This is a genomic window from Acinetobacter calcoaceticus (assembly GCF_051947995.1).
Classification (GTDB): Bacteria; Pseudomonadota; Gammaproteobacteria; order Pseudomonadales; family Moraxellaceae; genus Acinetobacter.
Window position 1 is genome coordinate 180,889 of sequence record NZ_JBLVVH010000002.1, and the last position, 19,299, is coordinate 200,187.

General features: G+C 44.0%; 22 protein-coding genes and 1 pseudogene. 15 read left to right on the plus strand and 8 right to left on the minus strand.

Annotated features, from left to right (window positions below; all coding sequences use genetic code 11):
- Positions 1 to 55 precede the first annotated feature (55 nt).
- Entirely contained in the window at positions 56 to 1,066 is a 1,011-nt protein-coding gene (locus ACNQO6_RS03950) for a zinc-binding alcohol dehydrogenase family protein (RefSeq protein ID WP_440208166.1), read from the minus strand.
- Between the two features lie 100 nt (positions 1,067 to 1,166).
- Here ACNQO6_RS03950 and ACNQO6_RS03955 point away from each other — a divergent pair, with 100 nt between their 5' ends.
- From ACNQO6_RS03955 to ACNQO6_RS03990, 8 genes and pseudogenes are all read left to right on the plus strand, one after another.
- Positions 1,167 to 1,532, plus strand: a complete 366-nt coding sequence (locus ACNQO6_RS03955; RefSeq protein ID WP_440208167.1) for a winged helix-turn-helix transcriptional regulator — start codon at positions 1,167 to 1,169, stop codon at positions 1,530 to 1,532.
- Between the two features lie 160 nt (positions 1,533 to 1,692).
- A complete protein-coding gene (locus ACNQO6_RS03960) occupies positions 1,693 to 2,142 on the plus strand; it encodes an ammonium transporter (RefSeq protein ID WP_343581690.1) in 450 nt (149 codons plus the stop codon).
- A gap of 33 nt (positions 2,143 to 2,175) precedes the next feature.
- Positions 2,176 to 4,815: a type I DNA topoisomerase gene (topA, locus tag ACNQO6_RS03965; RefSeq protein WP_343581691.1), complete on the plus strand. Its 2,640-nt coding sequence runs from the start codon at positions 2,176 to 2,178 to the stop codon at positions 4,813 to 4,815.
- A 90-nt stretch (positions 4,816 to 4,905) separates the two neighbouring features.
- On the plus strand, positions 4,906 to 5,664 hold the full coding sequence (locus ACNQO6_RS03970; RefSeq protein ID WP_440208168.1) for a hypothetical protein: 759 nt from the start codon (positions 4,906 to 4,908) through the stop codon (positions 5,662 to 5,664).
- A 171-nt stretch (positions 5,665 to 5,835) separates the two neighbouring features.
- The gene (locus ACNQO6_RS03975) at positions 5,836 to 6,408 is read left to right on the plus strand and encodes an HdeD family acid-resistance protein (RefSeq protein WP_324621615.1); all 573 of its coding nucleotides are present in this window, start codon (positions 5,836 to 5,838) and stop codon (positions 6,406 to 6,408) included.
- A 117-nt stretch (positions 6,409 to 6,525) separates the two neighbouring features.
- A complete protein-coding gene (locus ACNQO6_RS03980; RefSeq protein ID WP_440208169.1) occupies positions 6,526 to 8,505 on the plus strand; it encodes an ATP-dependent helicase in 1,980 nt (659 codons plus the stop codon).
- Positions 8,506 to 8,569: 64 nt separating this feature from the next.
- Positions 8,570 to 8,815, plus strand: a complete 246-nt coding sequence (locus ACNQO6_RS03985) for an RNA recognition motif domain-containing protein (protein WP_440208170.1) — start codon at positions 8,570 to 8,572, stop codon at positions 8,813 to 8,815.
- Positions 8,816 to 8,821: 6 nt separating this feature from the next.
- A pseudogene (locus tag ACNQO6_RS03990) lies at positions 8,822 to 8,941 on the plus strand (ASCH domain-containing protein); the annotation flags it as partial.
- A 14-nt stretch (positions 8,942 to 8,955) separates the two neighbouring features.
- On the opposite strand, the gene ACNQO6_RS03995 reads toward ACNQO6_RS03990, so the two are convergent.
- On the minus strand, positions 8,956 to 9,282 hold the full coding sequence (locus ACNQO6_RS03995; RefSeq protein ID WP_440208171.1) for an EF-hand domain-containing protein: 327 nt from the start codon (positions 9,280 to 9,282) through the stop codon (positions 8,956 to 8,958).
- Positions 9,283 to 9,367: 85 nt separating this feature from the next.
- On the opposite strand from ACNQO6_RS03995, the gene ACNQO6_RS04000 reads away from it, so the two are divergent.
- Positions 9,368 to 9,871, plus strand: coding sequence for a DUF6586 family protein (locus tag ACNQO6_RS04000; RefSeq protein WP_343579870.1), 504 nt, complete (start codon positions 9,368 to 9,370; stop codon positions 9,869 to 9,871).
- Positions 9,872 to 9,983: 112 nt separating this feature from the next.
- Positions 9,984 to 10,262 carry a hypothetical protein gene (locus ACNQO6_RS04005; RefSeq protein ID WP_343579869.1) on the plus strand — a complete coding sequence of 93 codons (279 nt, stop codon included), beginning with the start codon at positions 9,984 to 9,986 and terminating at the stop codon, positions 10,260 to 10,262.
- A 55-nt stretch (positions 10,263 to 10,317) separates the two neighbouring features.
- Here the strand turns inward: ACNQO6_RS04005 and ACNQO6_RS04010 are convergent, their stop codons facing one another.
- The 4 genes from ACNQO6_RS04010 to ACNQO6_RS04025 all read right to left on the minus strand — a co-directional run bounded on the left by ACNQO6_RS04010 (position 10,318) and on the right by ACNQO6_RS04025 (position 14,288).
- The gene (locus ACNQO6_RS04010; protein ID WP_343579868.1) at positions 10,318 to 12,033 is read right to left on the minus strand and encodes a cation:proton antiporter; all 1,716 of its coding nucleotides are present in this window, start codon (positions 12,031 to 12,033) and stop codon (positions 10,318 to 10,320) included.
- Positions 12,034 to 12,260: 227 nt separating this feature from the next.
- A complete protein-coding gene (gene rpmG / locus ACNQO6_RS04015; protein ID WP_003654787.1) occupies positions 12,261 to 12,416 on the minus strand; it encodes a 50S ribosomal protein L33 in 156 nt (51 codons plus the stop codon).
- A gap of 12 nt (positions 12,417 to 12,428) precedes the next feature.
- Positions 12,429 to 12,665, minus strand: a complete 237-nt coding sequence (rpmB, locus tag ACNQO6_RS04020; RefSeq protein ID WP_004649871.1) for a 50S ribosomal protein L28 — start codon at positions 12,663 to 12,665, stop codon at positions 12,429 to 12,431.
- 168 nt (positions 12,666 to 12,833) lie between these two features.
- A complete protein-coding gene (locus ACNQO6_RS04025) occupies positions 12,834 to 14,288 on the minus strand; it encodes a coniferyl aldehyde dehydrogenase (RefSeq protein ID WP_343579867.1) in 1,455 nt (484 codons plus the stop codon).
- A gap of 121 nt (positions 14,289 to 14,409) precedes the next feature.
- Between ACNQO6_RS04025 and ACNQO6_RS04030 the strand changes: the two genes are divergently transcribed.
- The 5 genes from ACNQO6_RS04030 (at position 14,410) to ACNQO6_RS04050 (ending at position 18,090) form a co-directional block, all read left to right on the plus strand.
- Entirely contained in the window at positions 14,410 to 15,108 is a 699-nt protein-coding gene (locus ACNQO6_RS04030; RefSeq protein ID WP_004655980.1) for a TetR/AcrR family transcriptional regulator, read from the plus strand.
- A gap of 84 nt (positions 15,109 to 15,192) precedes the next feature.
- A complete protein-coding gene (gene purU, locus ACNQO6_RS04035; RefSeq protein ID WP_343579866.1) occupies positions 15,193 to 16,056 on the plus strand; it encodes a formyltetrahydrofolate deformylase in 864 nt (287 codons plus the stop codon).
- 208 nt (positions 16,057 to 16,264) lie between these two features.
- The gene (locus tag ACNQO6_RS04040) at positions 16,265 to 17,020 is read left to right on the plus strand and encodes an energy transducer TonB (protein ID WP_199974070.1); all 756 of its coding nucleotides are present in this window, start codon (positions 16,265 to 16,267) and stop codon (positions 17,018 to 17,020) included.
- A 43-nt stretch (positions 17,021 to 17,063) separates the two neighbouring features.
- A complete protein-coding gene (locus ACNQO6_RS04045) occupies positions 17,064 to 17,684 on the plus strand; it encodes a MotA/TolQ/ExbB proton channel family protein (RefSeq protein WP_004774288.1) in 621 nt (206 codons plus the stop codon).
- 1 nt (position 17,685) lies between these two features.
- Complete coding sequence (locus tag ACNQO6_RS04050) at positions 17,686 to 18,090, plus strand: ExbD/TolR family protein (protein ID WP_101237624.1); 405 nt, start codon at positions 17,686 to 17,688, stop codon at positions 18,088 to 18,090.
- A 49-nt stretch (positions 18,091 to 18,139) separates the two neighbouring features.
- On the opposite strand, the gene msrA is transcribed toward ACNQO6_RS04050, so the two are convergent.
- Together msrA and ACNQO6_RS04060 are read right to left on the minus strand one after the other, a co-directional pair.
- Complete coding sequence (msrA, locus tag ACNQO6_RS04055) at positions 18,140 to 18,664, minus strand: peptide-methionine (S)-S-oxide reductase MsrA (protein WP_440208172.1); 525 nt, start codon at positions 18,662 to 18,664, stop codon at positions 18,140 to 18,142.
- Positions 18,665 to 18,770: 106 nt separating this feature from the next.
- Entirely contained in the window at positions 18,771 to 19,247 is a 477-nt protein-coding gene (locus ACNQO6_RS04060; protein WP_440208173.1) for an META domain-containing protein, read from the minus strand.
- Positions 19,248 to 19,299 lie beyond the last annotated feature (52 nt).

Here is a 19,299-nt window from a genome sequence, read left to right on the forward strand (position 1 = left end):
ATCTTGCAGCAATGCCGAGTGGCATGACTGCAAGATTTAGGTTGCATAATTGCATTTAGAAACCATGCAGGACAATTTTTCCTTTGGTTGTCCCACTTTCGATTTGTTGGTGTGCACGTTTTAGGTTTTCGGCATTGATTGGCGAAAGTACCTGACTTACAGTGGTTTTAATCTTTCCTTGGTCAACCAAGTGTGCAACTTGATTCAAAAGTTGGCTCTGCTGGATCATATCGCCGGTCTGGTACATAGAGCGTGTGAACATAAATTCCCAGTGAACCGAAACAGACTTTGATTTAAAGGGCTTAATGTCGAGTTCCTCCGGATCATCGATTAAACCGAAATGGCCTTGTGCTGCAATCAGTTCTGCAATATCAGCGAGATGTTGATCGGTTTGCGTGGTTGAAAATACATATAAAGGGGCACTTAAGCCGAGCTGCTTCATTTGTGGGGCTAATGCTTGTCGATGATCCAGGACATAATCAGCGCCCAACTGTTTTACCCATTCAGAAGTCTCTGGTCGAGATGCAGTACTGATGATGGTCAGGTTGGTTAACTGTTTGAGTAACTGAATGGTGATTGAACCGACACCGCCTGCACCGCCAATGATGAGGATGGACGTATTCTCAGCAGCAGTCCGAGGAACTTGTAATCGATCAAACAGCATTTCCCATGCAGTAATGGCGGTTAAAGGCAGCGCTGCTGCTTGGCTCGCATTGAGTGACTTTGGTTTATGCCCGACAATACGCTCGTCAACCAATTGTAATTCACTATTACTGCCTGGTCGGTTGAGAGCACCTGCATACCAGACTTGGTCACCAATTTTGAATTGAGTGACGTGTTCGCCAATTGCCTCAACCACACCAACCGCATCCCAGCCCAGAACCTTCCATTGCTGATCTTCTGCGCTTGTATGGTTCCGGATTTTGGTATCGACTGGATTAACCGAAACAGCTTGCACACGAACGAGTAAATCATGTCCATGTGCAACAGGTGAGTCGATCTCAATGTCTACAAGTGCATCGTCTAAAGTAATTGCACCTGCCTTTTGGTATGCCACAGCTTTCATGGTTTTTGCTTCCACTTGATTGGAATCTCAGCATAACTTAAGCTTGATTTTAGTGACTACAGACAAATAACGCTCATAGTGTCAAAAAGGATACTGTAAAATGGCAAAAATGCGACATTCGAGTTTTGATTGTTCTCCAGGCTGTTCCGTCGAAGCTGCCATCAGTTTGATTGATGGTAAATGGAAGTGTGTCATTCTCTGGCATTTATTCAATGAGGGGACCTTACGTTTTAATGAAATTCGTAAGCGTGTACCGAGTATTACCCAGAGAATGCTCACCAATCAGCTACGCGAATTAGAACAAGATGGCATTTTGCATCGAGAGGTTTATCCTCAGGTTCCTCCAAAAGTTGAATATTGTTTAACGGATTTAGGTCGTAGTCTGGAACAGATTATTGTTGCATTGAAGAATTGGGGCGATGCACATCTTGATCAATTCGGAAAATTAACCCTGATCGAAGAATAAGGTAATCGCGTTAAAAGCATTTTACATTTTAGGCTTTTGAGATTTTGAAAAGGGAGATTTAAAAGGGCTTGAGTTGAATACAAGATTATTTTTTACGTTGTAACTTGCCTTTTGGATTCAAGTTATGTAACGCTAATAAAAGAACGTTTTGGGCAACTTTATGAGTAATATTGGAATTTGGATCACAGTTGCGATTGTACTGTTTGTACTTGGCTCTATTTTTGGCTTACGTGTCAGTCCCCGAGAAAAAGCATTGGGTATGATGCGCGATCAGGCACGAAAAATGGGCTTGCATCCACGTTTAATCGCAGCACCCGAATGGACGAAAGTTCCAATGGCATCGGAAAAGCGTGCCAGCATGGTGGCTTATTATAGTGTCCTGATTCCAGATGCCCGCCTGCCGCTTATGCGTGCAAGAGTCGTTGATGGCAAGCTTCAGGTCGTGCAAGGTGATCAGAAATTTAATGATTTAACCATTGCATTAAAAGGAGTTTATGCTATTGATATGCAGGCAAACTGTGTTGGGCTGTATTGGGATGAAGAAACTGACTTAAAAGCCACACAGCTTGAACAGATAAAAACTTATTTACATGAATTGGCTCAACGCTAATTTATTGATTGAACACAGGAAAAACGATTTATTATGGCGAAAACTCCACGCTCTGCTTCAGAAAGCACAGCAGCTTCCGCGTCTGCTGCAAAGAAACGTGCCTTAGTGATTGTGGAGTCGCCTGCAAAAGCGAAAACAATTAATAAATATTTAGGCTCACAGTTTGTGGTGAAGTCATCGGTCGGTCATGTCCGTGATTTACCGACAGGAGGCGGAGCGAAGTCTACTGAAAAGAAGCCTGCAACGCGTGTCAAGCTGACTGAACAGCAAAAAGCGGAAAAAGCCCAATCTGCACTGATTAATCGTATGGGTGTTGATCCGGAACATGACTGGATTGCACATTATGAAGTGCTGCCAGGCAAAGAACATGTGGTTGCCGAACTGAAAAAACTCGCCAAAGATGCCGATGCAATCTATCTCGCAACGGATTTGGATAGAGAAGGGGAAGCGATTGCCTGGCATTTAAGAGAAGTGATTGGTGGGGATGACAGTCGTTACCATCGTGTGGTCTTTAACGAGATTACTAAAAATGCCATTCAGGAAGCGTTTAAACAGCCAACACGTCTCGATTTGAACCGTGTCAATGCGCAACAGGCACGTCGTTTCCTTGACCGTGTGGTGGGCTTTATGGTGTCGCCATTGCTATGGGAAAAGATTGCCCGTGGCTTATCGGCAGGCCGTGTACAATCGGTTGCAGTCAAACTGGTGGTCGAGCGTGAACGTGAAATCCGTGCCTTTATCCCGGAAGAATACTGGCAGGTATTTGCAGATACCTTGTCGAAGAAAGATGACATTCGTCTTGAAGCGGTTAAACAAGCTGGTAAGACGCTTAAACTCAAGAATAAAGCTGAAACCGATGCACTATTAAGCGTATTAAAAGATGCTGAATATAAAGTTGCATTACGTGAAGATAAACCGACCAAGGTGAATCCAAGTGCACCGTATATCACGTCGACTCTTCAGCAGGCAGCAAGTACCCGTCTAGGTTTCTCGGTGAAGAAAACCATGATGTTGGCGCAGCGTTTGTATGAAGGCGGTTTTATTACCTATATGCGTACCGACTCAACCTTCTTGAGTGATGACGCGGTGAATATGGTACGTAATCATATTCAACAAAATTTTGGTGAAAAATATGTTCCTGCCAAGCCAAATCGTTATGGCAATAAAGCAGGTGCGCAAGAAGCCCATGAAGCGATTCGTCCATCCGATGTCGGATTGACGGGTGACAAACTTGCGGGTGTAGAGCGTGATGCCCAGCGTTTATATGATTTGATCTGGCGTCAGTTCGTCGCTTGTCAAATGACACCAGCAGAATATTTATCTTCGACTTTGACGGTTGAAGCGGCAAATGTTGAGTTAAAGGCCAAAGGCCGTACTTTAGTCTTTGATGGTTTTACCCGTGTTCGTGGTGCCAACAAATCAGATGATGATGTGTTACTGCCAGCCGTAAAAGTAGGCGAAGTCCTCAAGTTAGAAAAGCTTGATCCAAGCCAGCACTTTACCAAACCACCTGCACGTTTTACCGAAGCCTCTCTGGTGAAAGAACTTGAGAAAAAAGGCATTGGCCGTCCATCGACCTATGCTGCCATTATCTCAACCATTCAAGAACGTGGTTATGTCAAACTGGAAAACCGTCGTCTCTTTGCCGAGAAGATGGGTGAAATCGTGACGGATCGTCTGGATGAAAGTTTTAATAACCTGATGAATTATGCTTTCACCGCAGATTTAGAAGGTCAGCTTGACCGTGTAGCGACAGGTGAGCGTAACTGGAAAGAGCTGTTAGACACTTTCTACGGGGACTTTAAAAAGCGTTTGACCAATGCACAGGGCGAAAGCGGCATGCGCCGTAACCAGCCGGTTGAAGTGCCAGATGTACCATGTCCTGAATGTACGCGCCCAATGCAGGTACGTACCGGAACAACAGGCGTATTCTTGGGATGTTCAGGTTATAACCTGCCACCAAAAGAGCGTTGTAAGGGTACACTGAATTTAACACCAGTCGAGTCTTTAGCTGCATTGTCGGATGATGACGGTGCTGAAACCGCTGATTTGATGTCGAAACATCGTTGTCCTAAATGCGGTACGGCGATGGACAGCTATGTGGTTGATGGTGGCCGTAAATTACATGTCTGCGGTAATAATCCGGATTGTGATGGTTACGAAGTTGAAGAAGGTGAATTCAAGATCAAGGGTTATGATGGCCCAACCATTCCATGTGATAAATGTGATGGTGAAATGCAGTTGAAAACTGGTCGTTTTGGTCCGTATTTTGCCTGCTCAAGCTGTGACAATACCCGTAAGGTCTTGAAGAGTGGTCAGCCCGCACCTCCACGTGTTGATCCGATCAAAATGGAACACTTGCGCTCAACCAAGCATGATGATTTCTTTGTATTGCGTGATGGCGCGGCTGGTTTATTCCTGGCTGCAAGTAAATTCCCGAAAATTCGTGAAACACGTGCCCCGAAAGTGGCCGAATTACGAAGTGTTGCGGAACAGCTTGATCCGAAGTATCAATTCCTGCTGCAGGCGCCAGATGTTGATCCTGAAGGCAACCCAACCGTGGTGAAATTTAGTCGTAAGAACCAGTCACAATATGTGGGTTCTGAAACGGCTGAAGGTAAACAAACCAAGTGGAGTCTGGTGTTCCAGGATGGAAAATGGGTAGAAGGCTAAACGTTCAGATTTAAAAAAAATGCTAGCACTTGCTAGCATTTTTTATCGCATCAAGAAAAACAACAACGATATTTTTATTGGGGAAAGTCTATGTGGAAAAATATTCGGGTCGCGATCTTGCTGGTCGTGTTGCTGGTGGTCGCCGTAAATGCCTATCGTGATCAGAATCAGAACTGGAATCAACCGATTCATATTTTATTGCATCCGATTAATGCTGATGGTTTAGCGACTACACAGCATTATATTCAACAATTACAGCAAGATGACTTTGCTGAGGTAAAACAATATTTAGAGAAAAATAGCCAGCAGTATCGCGGGCAAAGCAGCTATTTCATTGTTCAGATTGGACGTGAGTTACAGCAAATACCCCCAAAGATGTCTGAACAGCCGAGTATCTTGAATAATATTTTATGGAGCCTAAAGTTTAGATTCTATGCGTGGAAACAGCATCAGTCTGTGGATGGCTCTCCGAGTTTGACGCTATATCTGAATTACTATGACCCGAAGCAGAGTCGGGAACTGAAGCATTCAACTGCACTGGAGCGTGGACGGATTGGCTCGGTGAACTTATTTGCCTCATCCAAACAGGCCGCACAGAATAATGTCGTGTTGGTGCATGAGTTACTACACGGGTTTGGCGCGACAGATAAATATAATTTGAGTAATGGCGAACCGATTTTCCCGATTGGCTATGCCCAAGCAGATCAACAGCCGCTCTATCCACAAACGGAAGCAGAAATTATGGGCGGCCGTATTCCTCTCTCGGAAAACAAAAGTAAAATGCCCAATGGTCTGAATGAAACGGTGATCAGCATTTTAACGGCTAGGGAAGTGGGTTGGGTCAAGTAAATTGTGGATAAGTCTGGACTTATCCATAACTTAAAATACAAGCATCAAAAACATCATATAAAACACAAGTTTTCTGACATTCCGTCATTAATTTTCAACATGCCTTATACAGAATCTGGTATCAAATAGGCTCAATATAGCCATATAACATTGATCATAAAAGAGTAAATAATGATGAAAACAGTGGGTAACGACCTGATTCGCAATCAGCTCCATGCTGATCGTAAATGGTATCTGCTATTAGGCGTGTTATTGGTTGTTTTTGGCTTGGTTCTTTTAGCTGCGCTACCATTCGCCACCTTGTCTGCCGTACTTTTATTTGGCGTCTTGATGATGCTGGGCGGTATATTACATTTTATTGCTGCATTTACCGCCTTTAAAGGTGGCACGCGCTGGTTGTGGGCCTTATTCGGTGTGCTGTACTTGATAGCGGGTTATTTTGCTTTTACCACACCGGTAATTACTGCCGTGGTGCTCACCAGTTTTCTGGCAATTGCCCTGATTATTGCGGGGATTATTCGCACGGTGAATGCATTTATCCTGAGACCTGTTGCTGGTTGGGGCTGGGTGCTGTTTTCAGGCATATTAACTTTACTCACCGGGATTCTGATCCTTTCATCGCCTGATTCTCCATTCTGGGTGTTAGGGATGTTCCTCGCGATTGATATTTTATTCCAAGGCATTAACTATCTGACTTTTGCAGGAGCGATTAAACAGTTACCACATAGCTCAACCACCGTTTAATTCATTTTCTAAAGTTTTTGGGCATGCCTATGGCATGCTCTTTTTGTTTTGTAGCAAGAAACATTTGCATGGCTTTAGTCTGTTAAAATATCGGTTCGTTTTTAATTGACCGATTGTATGACGCTTGCCAAGCTAATTGATGAACTAAATCCACAACAGAAACAGGCTGCCACCACGACTGCACAAAATTGTCTGGTTCTGGCAGGAGCGGGATGTGGTAAAACCAAAACAATTGTGGCGAGATCGGCATATTTAATTGATCAGGGCTTGCCTGCACAGCAGATCCAGATTCTGACCTTTACCCGTCGGGCAGCAAGTGAAATTGTCACCCGTGTCGAGCAGCATATGGGGGCACAGGCCAAAGGTTTGCGTGCATCCACCTTTCACACCTTTTGCATGTACTTGCTGCGTCGTAATCCGCGCGCTTTTGGACTGACCCAGTTCAGCATTATTGATCGTGATGATCAATTGCTGATGTTCCGTTTACTACGCGGAAAAGATAAGGGCAATGTATTGCCAAAAGCGGCTGAGTTATGTGATCTCTATTCTTATGCCCGTAATACCAAGACCAAACTTTCAGATGCCTTATTAGAGCAGTTGCCGCAAGCGGTTGAGTACAAGGCGCAAATTGCGGAATTGATGCAAGCCTATGAACAACGTAAGCAAGAGCGCAATTTTCTTGATTATGATGACATCTTGTCGATTGTGGCGGTGCATTTGCAAAGCTCACCTGAGCTGGTGCAATGGGTTACAGGCTTTTGTTCAGCGCTACTGGTCGATGAAATGCAGGACACCAATCCATTGCAATGGGCGTTGCTGCAACCCTTGGTTGGCAAGGTCAAACTGTTTTGTGTCGGCGATGATGCACAATCGATTTATGGCTTTCGTGGGGCGGATTTTGAAAATATCCACCATTTCAAAGAACGTGTCCCTGATGCACAAGTGCTGACGCTGGAAATGAATTATCGTTCCACCCAGGGGATTCTGGATTTATCCAACTGGTTGCTGGCGCAAAGTCCGATTGAGTATGGCAAGCATCTGCAAGCCTATCGTGGTAAAGGTTTAAAGCCTCAGTTGCATATCCTGAGCAATGAGTTTGAAGAAGCGAACTGGATTATTCAGGATTTAAATCGTCGGCATATGCAGGGTGCGGCATGGGCGGAGCATATGGTGCTGTTACGTTCAGGTTTTAGTGGACGTTATCTGGAAGGGGCCTTGATTGCCGCCAATATTCCCTATCGTTTTATTGGTGGGGTGAAATTGCTGGAATCGGCGCATGTTAAAGATGTGCTGAGTCTGCTCCGTGTCAGCGTCAATCCGCAGGACGATCTGGCATGGATGCGTTTTCTGACGCTCTGGGATGGTGTGGGTGATGTCGGTGCCAGCAAGCTGGCTCAGGAACTGATTCAACTACCTGATATTGAGGCGCGCTGTCAGCGTTTAGAGCGTCATGGCAAAGTACCGCAACAGGCCATTCTGATCCTGATGCAGCTGGATGTGTTGCAGCAACATGTCGAAGCCTGTATTGGACTGGCGCTGGATGCCTTGAATGAACAACTGGAAAATAACTATAAAACCAAAGACTGGACCCGCCGCATCAAAGATTTTGATCTGGTCAAGCAACTGGCACGTAAGCACAGTTCGCTTGGGGAGTTTCTGGAGGAATATGTACTCGATCCAATCTCGGTCTCGGAAATTGATAAAACCCCAGATCAGGACTTGGTAACATTGATTACCATTCATTCGGCTAAAGGTGCCGAGCAGAAAGTCTGTTATGTACCCCATGTTTCGCCAACACAGTATCCGCATGCACGGGCACAGGGCGATTTTGACGATGTGGAAGAAGAGCGCCGTGTGCTGTATGTGGCTTTGACGCGTGCCGAGAATGAACTCATTTTGACGAAACAGAATTTAAATCTATGGGCCCATGATCAATATGATGAGCTTGGGCGCAAAATAGAAAGTTATTTTCTGAATGATTTACCTCAACATTTAGTCGATACCCAGATTCACCGTGATATTCCGCGTACTTATGGGCAAGCCAGTCGAGCGCGTTCGACTGCAATCAATTTAGGTTTTGGGATCGATTTGGATTAAACTACCCAGATTCAATTTATTTTGATTCGCCGATTTGAGGGTGAATCATGTTTTAGGTTTTAGCATGAAAATTTTAGTTCGTAATTTAGATCGTAGCGTGACCGATGCAGAAGTGCTCGACTTATTTAAAGCCTATGGCAAAGTCGAGTCTTGTGTGGTGGTTAAAGATGCTGAAACAGGAAAATCCAAAGGCTTTGGCTTTGTTGAAATGCCGAATCCGCGTGAAGCGATTAAAGCCGTAAAAGGATTAAATACCCTGAAAGTAAAAGGCTACGGCATCCGTGTGAAAATTGCGGAAGATAAAGCTTAATTTTAAATGTTAGGGCAATATACGGCTTTATCGATTGTTGCTCCAAATGCCGGGCGAATTGTGCAAGGCCAGAAAACCTTGGAAGTTCGCTCATGGCAACCTCAAATCCTGCCTCTTAAAAATCTGACGTTCCGGAACTGTTAGTAATTTTGGCAGGGATTCACGAAGTAGTGGTAAATGTTGACGATTTCTTGCTGGTCAATCAGACCGTTGTGGTTCTGGTCGAGGGATTTAAAAATTTTTATCCGTTTATTATCCATTGAGAAAAACTGTTTCTGCCAGGAAACGGGCTGATCTTTAAGCTGAATCAGTTTTGTCCATTCATTGAGATCAATCATTTGGTCGTGATTGATATCATAATCTGCATACAGTTTTTCCCAATCCAGGCCCGCTGGTTCACAGCTATAACTCATTGAAATCGCCATACAGCATATTAAGCTCAGGATGGCTTGTTGAATATGACGCATGGTCAGGCTCAAAAGATATTGATTTTATCATTAAAGCATTTAATCTAAAGCTATCCAAGAGAAAGGGTTTTTAAGGAAAAATATTATGTCCCGTGTTGCTCGTTATCATGCAGATCGTACTAATCAGAAACTGTATTTCGCTCGTCTCGCATGCCAACAAGCTGAGCAAACAGAACATATTCAACAAGTACAAGCCTATCGCGAAGCAGCAGTTTTTCATTTACACGGAGCGATATTGGCTTTTTTGCAGGAACTGGTTCGTTATTATCGCCTGAATGATTTACAGCCGACCTTTAAGTCAATTGAAGAACATATGGCAGATAAAGGACAGGTCTCTCCAGAGATTCAGGTGTTACAACAACTGGCAAAAGATGGTTTTATTGCGGAATTAAAGCGTGCCTATCGGATGTGTCAGTATGCGCCTGAGCCATCCGCACCAGAACCTGAAAATGAAACCTCTTCTAATCTGATTATCAAGGTGACGCAAAGTCCGCAGGCGTGGTTGCCTGATGCCAAAATCTTACGTGAATGGCATCGTGAATTAAGTCACTTAATTGATGGTTTTCGTAATGAAATGGTGGAGTTCTAAGTCGAAACTTTAAGACGACTTGAAATCCAGGCCATCAGCACTTATATAAATAAGACGTGAGAGCGCAAAGTGCCAAATACTTTGCCACCATGTTGAAACATGGAGAAAATTTATGTCAATGCAACAGTTAAAAGAATTATTTGGTAATCAGGAAGCAATTCTTGAATTGGTTCAACTCGAAGGTGGCGAGCTTGCTTTGCGCAATGCGGGTTCTGAAAATGAGCCTTTGGTCAAAATCCAGTTTAGTGATGAGGTGAAAGCCATTCTCGGAGACCAGACCCCAACCGTCGCACAACACATGATTCAGGCAGCGTTATTTGGATTGCTGGAAAAGCAGATGAATCAGTGGCAAGCCGAGGTGTTGGACGAGCAACCTACCCATTTCAGCTAATCCTGAAAAATAAAAAAGCGTACTCAAGGTACGCTTTTTCGTTTAAAGCAGTTTGTTAATGGGCTTCGGTCTGATGGGCGAGTTCAATCTGATTGAGGATATGATGGCTCATATTCTTGGCCATTTCCTCTTTGGCATAGAACACTTCCCCAATATTTTCCTCACGGATAATCACCGCTTCTTCTTTGCTTTCTGCACAGATCAGGACCTGAATTTCAGGATTAAGCTGTTTGGAAATATCCACGATACGATGAATATCCAGAATGTCCATCGGTGAAATGACCAACAGGCGCGCATGCTGAATATGTGCCTGAATCAAGACATTCGGTTCGGTGGCTTCACCGCTGACCGCTGCTCTCCCTTGGGCACGTAGCTTTTCAACGATTTCCCGGTTTTCTTCAGCAATCACCACTTTGATGTTTTGCTGCATCAGGTTTTCACTGATACGACGACCCACCCCCCCATAGCCGATAATCACCACCTGATCGCGCAGGTAAGCCTGATCTACCTCATCTGGAAGCATTGCCAGTGGGTCACCACTACGTTCCAGTAAACGTGCCAAATGCGAGCGCTCACGAATCCAGCGTTGGACTGGCTCGATCGCAGAGAACACAAATGAGTTCAGCGTAATTGAGAATAATGCGCCTGCAAGAATCAGGTTTTGTGCATCCGGTGTCAGTAAACCGAGTGATAAGCCCAGTGTTGCCAGAATGAAAGAGAATTCCCCAATCTGGGCCAGACTTGCACCTACCGTTAAAGCCGTATTAATCGGGTAGCGGAAGAACAGCACCAAAGCCATTGCAGCCAAGGTTTTACCCACCATAATGATGGCAACTACCGCTAAAATCTTTAATGGAGCTTCGACCAAGATACTTGGATCGAATAACATACCGACGGAAACGAAGAATAAAATCGAGAAGATTTCACGTAGGGGCAGGGTTTCTTCTTCGGCACGATGACTAAAGTCCGATTCTTTAACCACCATCCCGGCAAAGAATGCCCCCAGTGCCATGGATACGCCAAATACCGCATATGAACCATAAGCAATGGATACTGCAGCTGCAACCACGGTGAGTGTAAATAATTCACGGGAACCCAGACGTGCCACAAATTGCATGATCATCGGCACAAGACGTTTGCCAATAATCAGCATGAAGGCAATAAAGCCCGTCACTTTAAGCAAGGTGACCCCGATCGTGATCCAGATGCTTTGTGAAGTATCGGTACCTGGAAGTGCCTGTCCACCAAGCAATACCGCCGTTGCAGGCAGAAGTACCAGCGCGAGTACCATGACAAGGTCTTCAACCAGAAGCCAGCCGACGGCAATTTTTCCATTCACCGAATCGAGCAGGCCACGATCTCCTAGCGCCTTGAGTAAGACCACGGTACTGGCACAGGATAGGCTTAAACCGAAGATCAATGCTGAACCGAAGCTCCAGCCCCAATACATGGACACCGCAACGCCGAGTAAGGTCGCCACGGCGATTTGTAAAATCGCACCCGGTAAAGCAATACGTCGGACTTGTAATAAATCTTTGAGGGAGAAATGCATCCCCACACCGAACATTAAAAACATCACCCCGAGTTCGGCCAGCTGATTGGCGAGCTGAATATCACCCACGACACCGGGCGTATTTGGACTAATGATAATGCCGGCAACGAGATAACCGATTAAAGGGGGGAGGCGTAGACGTGCTGCGATATAGCCAAAAATAAGGGCCATACCAAAACCAACAGCAAGTAATATAATTAAATCAACATCATGTGGCATCGGAGCTCCTTAATCGTTGCGGTTAAGGTAGAAATAAACGAGCATAAAACATGCCAAGAAAACAGCGAATAAATTGTAACAACTAAAATCGGATTTGTTGATGATAATTTTCTTAATTATCAAAAAAAATTATGTAAGTGTTTTAATCCTTTCTTTTTCTATTTATACCGCTTTTTTCAGGCAAAAAAAACGACTTCAAAAGAAGCCGTTTTTTTAAAGAACTAAAATTATTTAATTTTAGCTTCTTTGAAAATGACGTGTTGACGGATTTTTGGATCAAATTTTTTGATTTCCATTTTTTCCGGCATAGTACGTTTGTTCTTAGTAGTGGTATAGAAATAACCTGTACCAGCTGTAGAAACGAGGCGAATCTTATCACGCATTGTTCAGACTCCTTAGATCTTTTGACCTTGAGCACGGAGATCAGCAACAACTTTCTCGATACCCAATTTATCAATAATACGCATACCTTTAGTGGTTAAACGAAGACGTACAAAACGCTTTTCGCTTTCTAACCAAAAACGGTGGTGGTGCAGGTTCGGCTCGAACCGGCGTTTGGTTTTGTTGTTTGCGTGCGACACGTTGTTACCAACGATAGGACGCTTGCCGGTAACTTGGCAAACCTTAGACATGGTGAACTCCATTGCTAGTTTATACAGCACAATTTCGTGCAACTAGCCATTCAAGTAAACGGATGAAATCATTCAAGGGGCGTTTTATACCAAAAATACGATTAAAAGACAAGCGAATTTGGTAAAAACAAGACATGATCTGGTGTGATAGATCATGCCTTAACCAGCTTAACGAAATAGTGTTTTTAAAAGCAGTTTGTGTGTCGCTTTATTATACGGTGGCAGAATGAATTTTAAACTGTAAAGTTTAGGGCTGACCGGATTCGACATCATTGAGCGTTCATGTGAGAAGCTAAAGAAACCTTCCTTGCCATGATATTTGCCCATGCCAGATGCGCCAATGCCGCCAAATGGCAAGTCATCTTGAGCCACGTGGGTCAGGGTCTGGTTAATACCAAAGTGGCCTGAATGCGTGCGACCTGCCACATAATCGGCACGTGCACTATCTGTATCGAAGTAATAGAAAGCCAGTGGGCGAGGGCGACTATTAATGAACTGTAGGGCTTCATCGATATGCTCGTATTCCAGAATAGGAAGAATTGGACCAAAGATCTCGTTCTTCATAATCTCCATTTCAGTGGTCACACCGGTTAATAGGGTAGGCGCAATTTTACGAACCTCGGTCAGAGACTCATTCTTGGCATTGAGCTCAACAATATTGGCCCCTTGGTCACGTGCATCTTCCAGATAACCTTGCAGGCGGTTGTACTGCTTATCATTAATAATAGAAGTATAGTCATTATTATCACGCAAGCTTGGATACATGGTGGTCACAAAATCATTGTAGTGCTTGGTGAATTCGGCAGTTTTGCCCTTAGGCAGGAACATATAATCGGGTGCAACACAGGTTTGGCCCGCATTCCAGAGTTTACCGACCGCAATCCGCTGTGCCACATCACGAATATTCATGGCTGAATGTACCAGCGCAGGAGATTTGCCACCTAGCTCTAAAATCACGGGCACCAGGTTTTCCGCTGCCGCTGCCATCACGGTTTTCCCTACAGTGGTTGAGCCGGTGAAAATCATTTTGTCAAAAGCCAGATGGCTGAATGCATCTGAAATAACCCCGCCACCATTTACAACAGCCACCAACTCCTGCGGAAATGCTTCTGAAAGGGCATTTTCCAGTACATAACCAAAGTGTGAAGATGCACTTGAGATTTTGATCATGGCATGGTTACCCGCTGCCAAGGCGCAGATCAATGGACCAATTGAGAGGAGTAGCGGGTAGTTCCATGGCGCAATAATGCCGATGACACCTAAAGGCTGATATTCTACCCAGCCTTTCGCTGGTTGGTGTAACATGCTGATATGGCGTTTGGATGGTTTCATCCATTCTGTTAGGTTCTTGCTGTAATATTTGATATGTTCCAGACAAGTCAGGACTTCGCCAATTTTGGTTTCCATAATGGCGCGGTTGCCATAATCCTGATTAATTGCGTTAGCAAATTGATCTTGATATTTTACCAGGATATTTTTAAGTCGGGCTAAGCGATCAAGACGTTCTTTGGCGCTTGGCACAGGATGACGTTGGTAAGCTGCTTTTTGCTGCTCAAGCAAATCATGTAGCCGTTGCACATCAACATGAGGTGTCATAGCGGTTGTTTTTGTTTGACTGTTCATAGGAGTGGACCAAAAGAAAGCTTATTATTTTTTAATTTTTAGAGTAAATACTCTAAAGTGTCAAGTCGCTTTATAGGTTTGTTTTATAACCTATTGATAATGTTATAGATGGTTAAACTTAATGTCGCACGCTAAACCGAACAAAACAAAAGATCGAATTTTGCAAATCAGTTTGCAGTTGTTTAATGAGCGTGGAGAGCGTTCGGTCACCACCAATCACATTGCGGCTGAACTGGGGATTAGCCCCGGTAACCTGTATTATCATTTCCGCAATAAACAGGAAATTATCAAGGAACTGGCGCAGCAGTATCAGGCTGAAACCTTGGAAATGCTGGCTTTGCCGACTGATCGCCCATTGAATGCCAATGACAAGATCAGCTATTTTCAGGTGCTCAGCAATCAGTTGTGGGCCTATCGTTTTATTCACCGCGATGTGTATCATCTGGTGGAAAATAATGAGGACTTTAGAAAAATCTACCCGCGTTTTGCAGGGCAGGTGATGCAGCAGGGCCAAAAGATCTATCGCGCTTTCGTGGATGCCGGCCTGATGAAGATGACCGATTCGGAAATCGAAGCCTTGATTATTAACCTGTGGATCGTGCTGACCAACTGGACTAACTTCCTGTATATGTCCGGTCATATCAGTGATAACAATCGTCTTGAAGAAAAATGGGTGTGGCAGGCTTTGCGTCAGATGGTGTTTCTGGAAGGTCCGTATTTGATGGGGGAAAGCCGCCAGACTTATGAACAATTATTGAAATCATTGGGTCCATCCGACCTGTTTGCCAGCTTATCTAATCTTAAAAATGACGACGAGTGAGCCTTAGCTATTTAGTCAGGGGCAAAAAAGGGTTAGAATGCCCGGCTTGATTTTAATTTGATTCGAATAAGTGATATTAACCAAATGAACACGACTACAGCCCACACAGCACGATTACTGATTACTTGTGAAGACAAGCCGGGGATCGTGCAAGCCGTATCGAGCTTTTTGTATCATCAGGGAGCAAACATTACCGCACTTGATCAGTACGCAACAGAAGCTCAGGGCGGGCGTTACTTCATGCGTGTTGAGTTTGAACTTGATAATTTACCATCGCGTAAAGAAGCACTCATGCAGACTTTTGCTGCAAATGTGGCTGAACGTTATGAAATGCAATGGAAATTGAATTTCGTTGGCGAGTTGAAAAAAGTCGGTATTCTGGTTTCGAAAGTTGACCATGCTTTATTAGAGCTGTTATGGCGTCATGCACGTGGTTCATTACCATGTGAAATTACCCAGGTGATCTCAAACCATCCAGATTTGCGAGAAGCTGTTGAAAACTTTGGTATTCCTTTCCATGTCGTCCCAGTGAATAAAGACAATAAAGCTGAAGCTTATGCTCAGATTGATGAAATGATGCAAGGCAACGATTTATTGGTGTTGGCGCGTTACATGCAGATTCTCAGCGAAGACTTTGTTGCGAAATGGGAAATGAAGATTATCAATATTCACCATTCATTCCTGCCGGCTTTCGTAGGTGCAAATCCGTATAAGCAAGCCTATGAGAAAGGCGTAAAATTGATTGGTGCAACAGCACACTACGTGACGGCTGACCTCGATCAAGGTCCGATTATTGAGCAGGACGTTGAACGTGTGAGCCATGACTATAATGTTGAACAGCTGCGTGAATTGGGTGAAGATGTTGAGCGTAATGTCTTGGCTCGTGCGGTGAAGTGGCATTTAGAAGACCGTATTATTGTAGATGGCAACAAGACTGTAGTGTTCTAAGAAACGCTATTGTTCCGTTGTATAAAAAGAACATGCTGTCAGGCATGTTTTTTTATGCCTATTTTTCAAAGCTTAGCAAATATACAAGAAAAAATGGTTGCAAATGAAAACACTTCTCATTTATTATTACGGCACTTTCATTGTTCTATCCGATGAGTGAAATCGCTTTTTTGAAAGCTTCACCGTCTATATAGGTACTTAGATTCTTATGAGTCAATCTCCTGCTACATTCAACACGCCACACCCGATGAAAAAGAAAATCATCACTGCCTTAGTTGCGGTTGTGATTGGACATGTAGGAGTTCTGTGGGCGGTTAGCCACATGAAAACGATGGAGCTAAAGCCTGTCGAGAAAGAGCCGCTTAAGGTGAAGTTCGTTAAAATCAAGGAACCACCAAAGCCTGAGCCGCCTAAACCAAAAGAAAAGCCGAAACCTGAACCTAAAAAAGAAGTAAAAGAGGTCAAAGTGGTTGAAAAACCAATGGCGCCTCCACCGAAAAAAATTGAAAAGGTTCAACAGGTAAAAGAAGCGCCAAAACCGGTGCTGCAAAAAACTGAACCAAAGGTTGAGCCTAAAGTTGAAACGACTGTGGTCACGACGAAAGTGACGGAAAAAGTTGTAGAAAAACCACAGCCCGTACAAGAAGTGGTAAAACCTCAACCAGCCGCGGATCCATCTCCAAAACGCGTTTCAATTGGCGGTGCTGGTGTACAGTGGAGCCGTTCACCCAAATTATCTGTAACAGCGAAAGATCTGGATAATCAGACACGTTCAGTGATGGTTATGATCGAAGCTGATGAGAAAGGTAAAATTACCAATGCACGGATTACCCGTAGTAGTGGTCTACCGAATCTCGATGAAAAAGTTTTACGTGCTGTAAAAAATGCGAAATTTAAACCGTATATGGAAAATGGTGTTGCTTATCCAATTCGAGCAGAGCAGCCGTTTGATCTTAGTCCTTAATGAAATTTGAGTCCTTGCGACAGATTAAATCAGGAGTTCGTATATGAACTTTTCAGTTTATTGGCAACATGCAGATGCAGTAAGTAAGACACTGTATTTCATCCTATTAGCAATGTCGATTGCAACGTGGACTATTTTCATTCTGCGCATTTTAGGAACACGCCAGTTAAAACAACAGGCTTATAACCAACTGGTGCAGGCTTTGGCTGCGCTAAAATCAAAGTTACAGCCTTTATCGTTTGAACAGCGTAAAGCTGTCGCTGAACAAGCATTGCTTCGCCAGATCTCTGCTGAGAAATCTCAAGCAGAAAAAGGCGTATCCGTACTTGGAACAATCGCTTCATTGGCACCGTTTGTGGGTTTATTCGGTACAGTGTGGGGGATTTTCCATGCGCTTGTTGCCGTGGGTAAAAGCGGACAGGCTGGATTGGCTCAGGTGGCAACACCAGTCGGTGAAGCCTTGATCATGACCGGTCTTGGTCTTGCAGTGGCGATACCTGCAGTAATGGCTTATAACATTTGTGTGCGTTTCAACCGTGGTTTGGCACATGATTTACAAGATCAGGCGCATAGTCTGTTAATCGATACCATGTTGCAGCAAGAAACAGCGGCAAAAACAGAAACTAAAGCGACTCAACAAAGTTTAGTTGGAGGTCAAGCTTAAAATGGGCTTTCAATTGGGTGAAGACCACGACAGTGGCATGAATGAGATGAATCTCATTCCTCTGATCGACATTATGTTGGTATTGATGATTATCTTTTTAGTCACAGCAACGGTTGCTAACCCATCAATTCCATTAAGTTTACCAAAAACAACGGCTGAAATTGTTGATCCGCCACCGAAAGCAATCACCATCAGTATTAATGACAAAGGTGAAGTGGCTTGGGATGCACAAATCATTAGCCTGGATGAGCTAGAGAAACGTTTCCAGGAAGCGGGTCAGGCTGCGACCAAACCGACGGTGCAATTACGTGCAGATAAAGAATCAAAATATGATACGGTTGCACAGGTCATGTCGCGTGCCAGTGAAGCAGGCTTAAGTGATATTGCGTTTGTAAGTGAAAACTAAAGTGTGATCGCAATAAAAAAAGCAACTCGGTGAGTTGCTTTTTTTACGTCTATTCATCTTTGAGCAGGTCAAGATACTTGGCGCGGAGTTTGGACAGCTTAGGTGGAATACTAAAGTTGCAGTAACCTTGTGACGGGTTACGGGCAAAGAAGTTCTGATGATATTCCTCAGCAGGGTAGAACGTCGGTACCGGACTGAGTTCAGTCACAATATTCAGCCCTTCATCTTCCAATCCTTGAATGACGTGCTCGGCTTGCTGCTTTTGCTCATCATCGAAGTAATAAATGACAGAGCGATATTGGGTGCCAATATCATTACCCTGACGGTTTAATGTGGTTGGATCATGGGTGGTAAAGAAGACATTCAACAATTGGGTATAGCTGATCTGCTGCTCATCAAAATCAATCAGGATGACTTCGGCATGTTGTGTATTGCCTTGACAGACCTGCTCGTAGCTTGGGTTTTGGGTAATGCCGCCGGCATAGCCACTCACCACTTTTTCAACACCTTTCAGTTGTAGAAATACAGCTTCTACACACCAAAAGCATCCACCACCTAACATTGCCTGTTGCATAAAACTCCCCGATTTTTAATTTTAAGAATGCTACTAACTTAAACGAAGTGCCCAAAAAGTAAAAGCCCGTGTTGGAAACGAGCTTTTACTTTTTATAGTAATCGCGTTAAGGAAGCGGCTGGATGACTGTTACGAAGCTCACCAGTACCTTACCTGATGCATCCATGAATTTAAGCTCATGGCCTTTCAGTTCATAGTTGGTGGTACTTGCCAAAGCATTTGCATATTGGCGAGAAAGCGCACTGTTGTCCTTGCCGATACATGCCATCATGGTTGAAGCAATTGGGCCTAGGCGTAAGATTGAACCTTGGCTTTCAAAAGTCCCCTGAATCTGGTTACAGCCATCTGCACCAAAGAAACGTTTGCCTTTAGCATCGAACTGAATAGCTGGACGTTTGCCAGAAAGATCATTGCTTTTAATCTCCACGCCATTGATATGGGTGGCGATCCAGTTACGGTTATAAAGACCGATGCTTTCTTTTTGAGAAGCGTTTGGTGAGGTTTGGAGAGATTCTGTGGCTGCACAACCCGTCATTGTTACGGCAATTGCCAAAGTACATGTTGTTAAAAAGGGCTTTAACATAAGATTTTAAATCCAAATCATTGTGTTTCTATAAGTGTCTATTAAAAGAAAA

Excerpts from the sequence above, each read along its gene's own strand:
- rpmB (WP_004649871.1), bottom strand. The coding sequence starts at position 12,665 with ATGTCTAAGGTTTGCCAAGTTACCGGCAAGCGTCCTATCGTTGGTAAC.
- ACNQO6_RS04010 (WP_343579868.1), bottom strand. The coding sequence starts at position 12,033 with ATGCCACATGATGTTGATTTAATTATATTACTTGCTGTTGGTTTTGGT.
- ACNQO6_RS03980 (WP_440208169.1), top strand. The coding sequence starts at position 6,526 with ATGACGCTTGCCAAGCTAATTGATGAACTAAATCCACAACAGAAACAG.
- rpmG (WP_003654787.1), bottom strand. The coding sequence starts at position 12,416 with ATGCGTGATAAGATTCGCCTCGTTTCTACAGCTGGTACAGGTTATTTC.
- ACNQO6_RS03975 (WP_324621615.1), top strand. The coding sequence starts at position 5,836 with ATGATGAAAACAGTGGGTAACGACCTGATTCGCAATCAGCTCCATGCT.
- ACNQO6_RS03995 (WP_440208171.1), bottom strand. The coding sequence starts at position 9,282 with ATGCGTCATATTCAACAAGCCATCCTGAGCTTAATATGCTGTATGGCG.
- topA (WP_343581691.1), top strand. The coding sequence starts at position 2,176 with ATGGCGAAAACTCCACGCTCTGCTTCAGAAAGCACAGCAGCTTCCGCG.
- purU (WP_343579866.1), top strand. The coding sequence starts at position 15,193 with ATGAACACGACTACAGCCCACACAGCACGATTACTGATTACTTGTGAA.
- ACNQO6_RS04030 (WP_004655980.1), top strand. The coding sequence starts at position 14,410 with ATGTCGCACGCTAAACCGAACAAAACAAAAGATCGAATTTTGCAAATC.
- ACNQO6_RS04045 (WP_004774288.1), top strand. The coding sequence starts at position 17,064 with ATGAACTTTTCAGTTTATTGGCAACATGCAGATGCAGTAAGTAAGACA.
- ACNQO6_RS04060 (WP_440208173.1), bottom strand. The coding sequence starts at position 19,247 with ATGTTAAAGCCCTTTTTAACAACATGTACTTTGGCAATTGCCGTAACA.
- ACNQO6_RS03960 (WP_343581690.1), top strand. The coding sequence starts at position 1,693 with ATGAGTAATATTGGAATTTGGATCACAGTTGCGATTGTACTGTTTGTA.
- msrA (WP_440208172.1), bottom strand. The coding sequence starts at position 18,664 with ATGCAACAGGCAATGTTAGGTGGTGGATGCTTTTGGTGTGTAGAAGCT.
- ACNQO6_RS04040 (WP_199974070.1), top strand. The coding sequence starts at position 16,265 with ATGAGTCAATCTCCTGCTACATTCAACACGCCACACCCGATGAAAAAG.
- ACNQO6_RS03985 (WP_440208170.1), top strand. The coding sequence starts at position 8,570 with ATGAAAATTTTAGTTCGTAATTTAGATCGTAGCGTGACCGATGCAGAA.
- ACNQO6_RS03970 (WP_440208168.1), top strand. The coding sequence starts at position 4,906 with ATGTGGAAAAATATTCGGGTCGCGATCTTGCTGGTCGTGTTGCTGGTG.
- ACNQO6_RS04025 (WP_343579867.1), bottom strand. The coding sequence starts at position 14,288 with ATGAACAGTCAAACAAAAACAACCGCTATGACACCTCATGTTGATGTG.
- ACNQO6_RS04000 (WP_343579870.1), top strand. The coding sequence starts at position 9,368 with ATGTCCCGTGTTGCTCGTTATCATGCAGATCGTACTAATCAGAAACTG.
- ACNQO6_RS04005 (WP_343579869.1), top strand. The coding sequence starts at position 9,984 with ATGTCAATGCAACAGTTAAAAGAATTATTTGGTAATCAGGAAGCAATT.
- ACNQO6_RS03955 (WP_440208167.1), top strand. The coding sequence starts at position 1,167 with ATGGCAAAAATGCGACATTCGAGTTTTGATTGTTCTCCAGGCTGTTCC.
- ACNQO6_RS03950 (WP_440208166.1), bottom strand. The coding sequence starts at position 1,066 with ATGAAAGCTGTGGCATACCAAAAGGCAGGTGCAATTACTTTAGACGAT.
- ACNQO6_RS04050 (WP_101237624.1), top strand. The coding sequence starts at position 17,686 with ATGGGCTTTCAATTGGGTGAAGACCACGACAGTGGCATGAATGAGATG.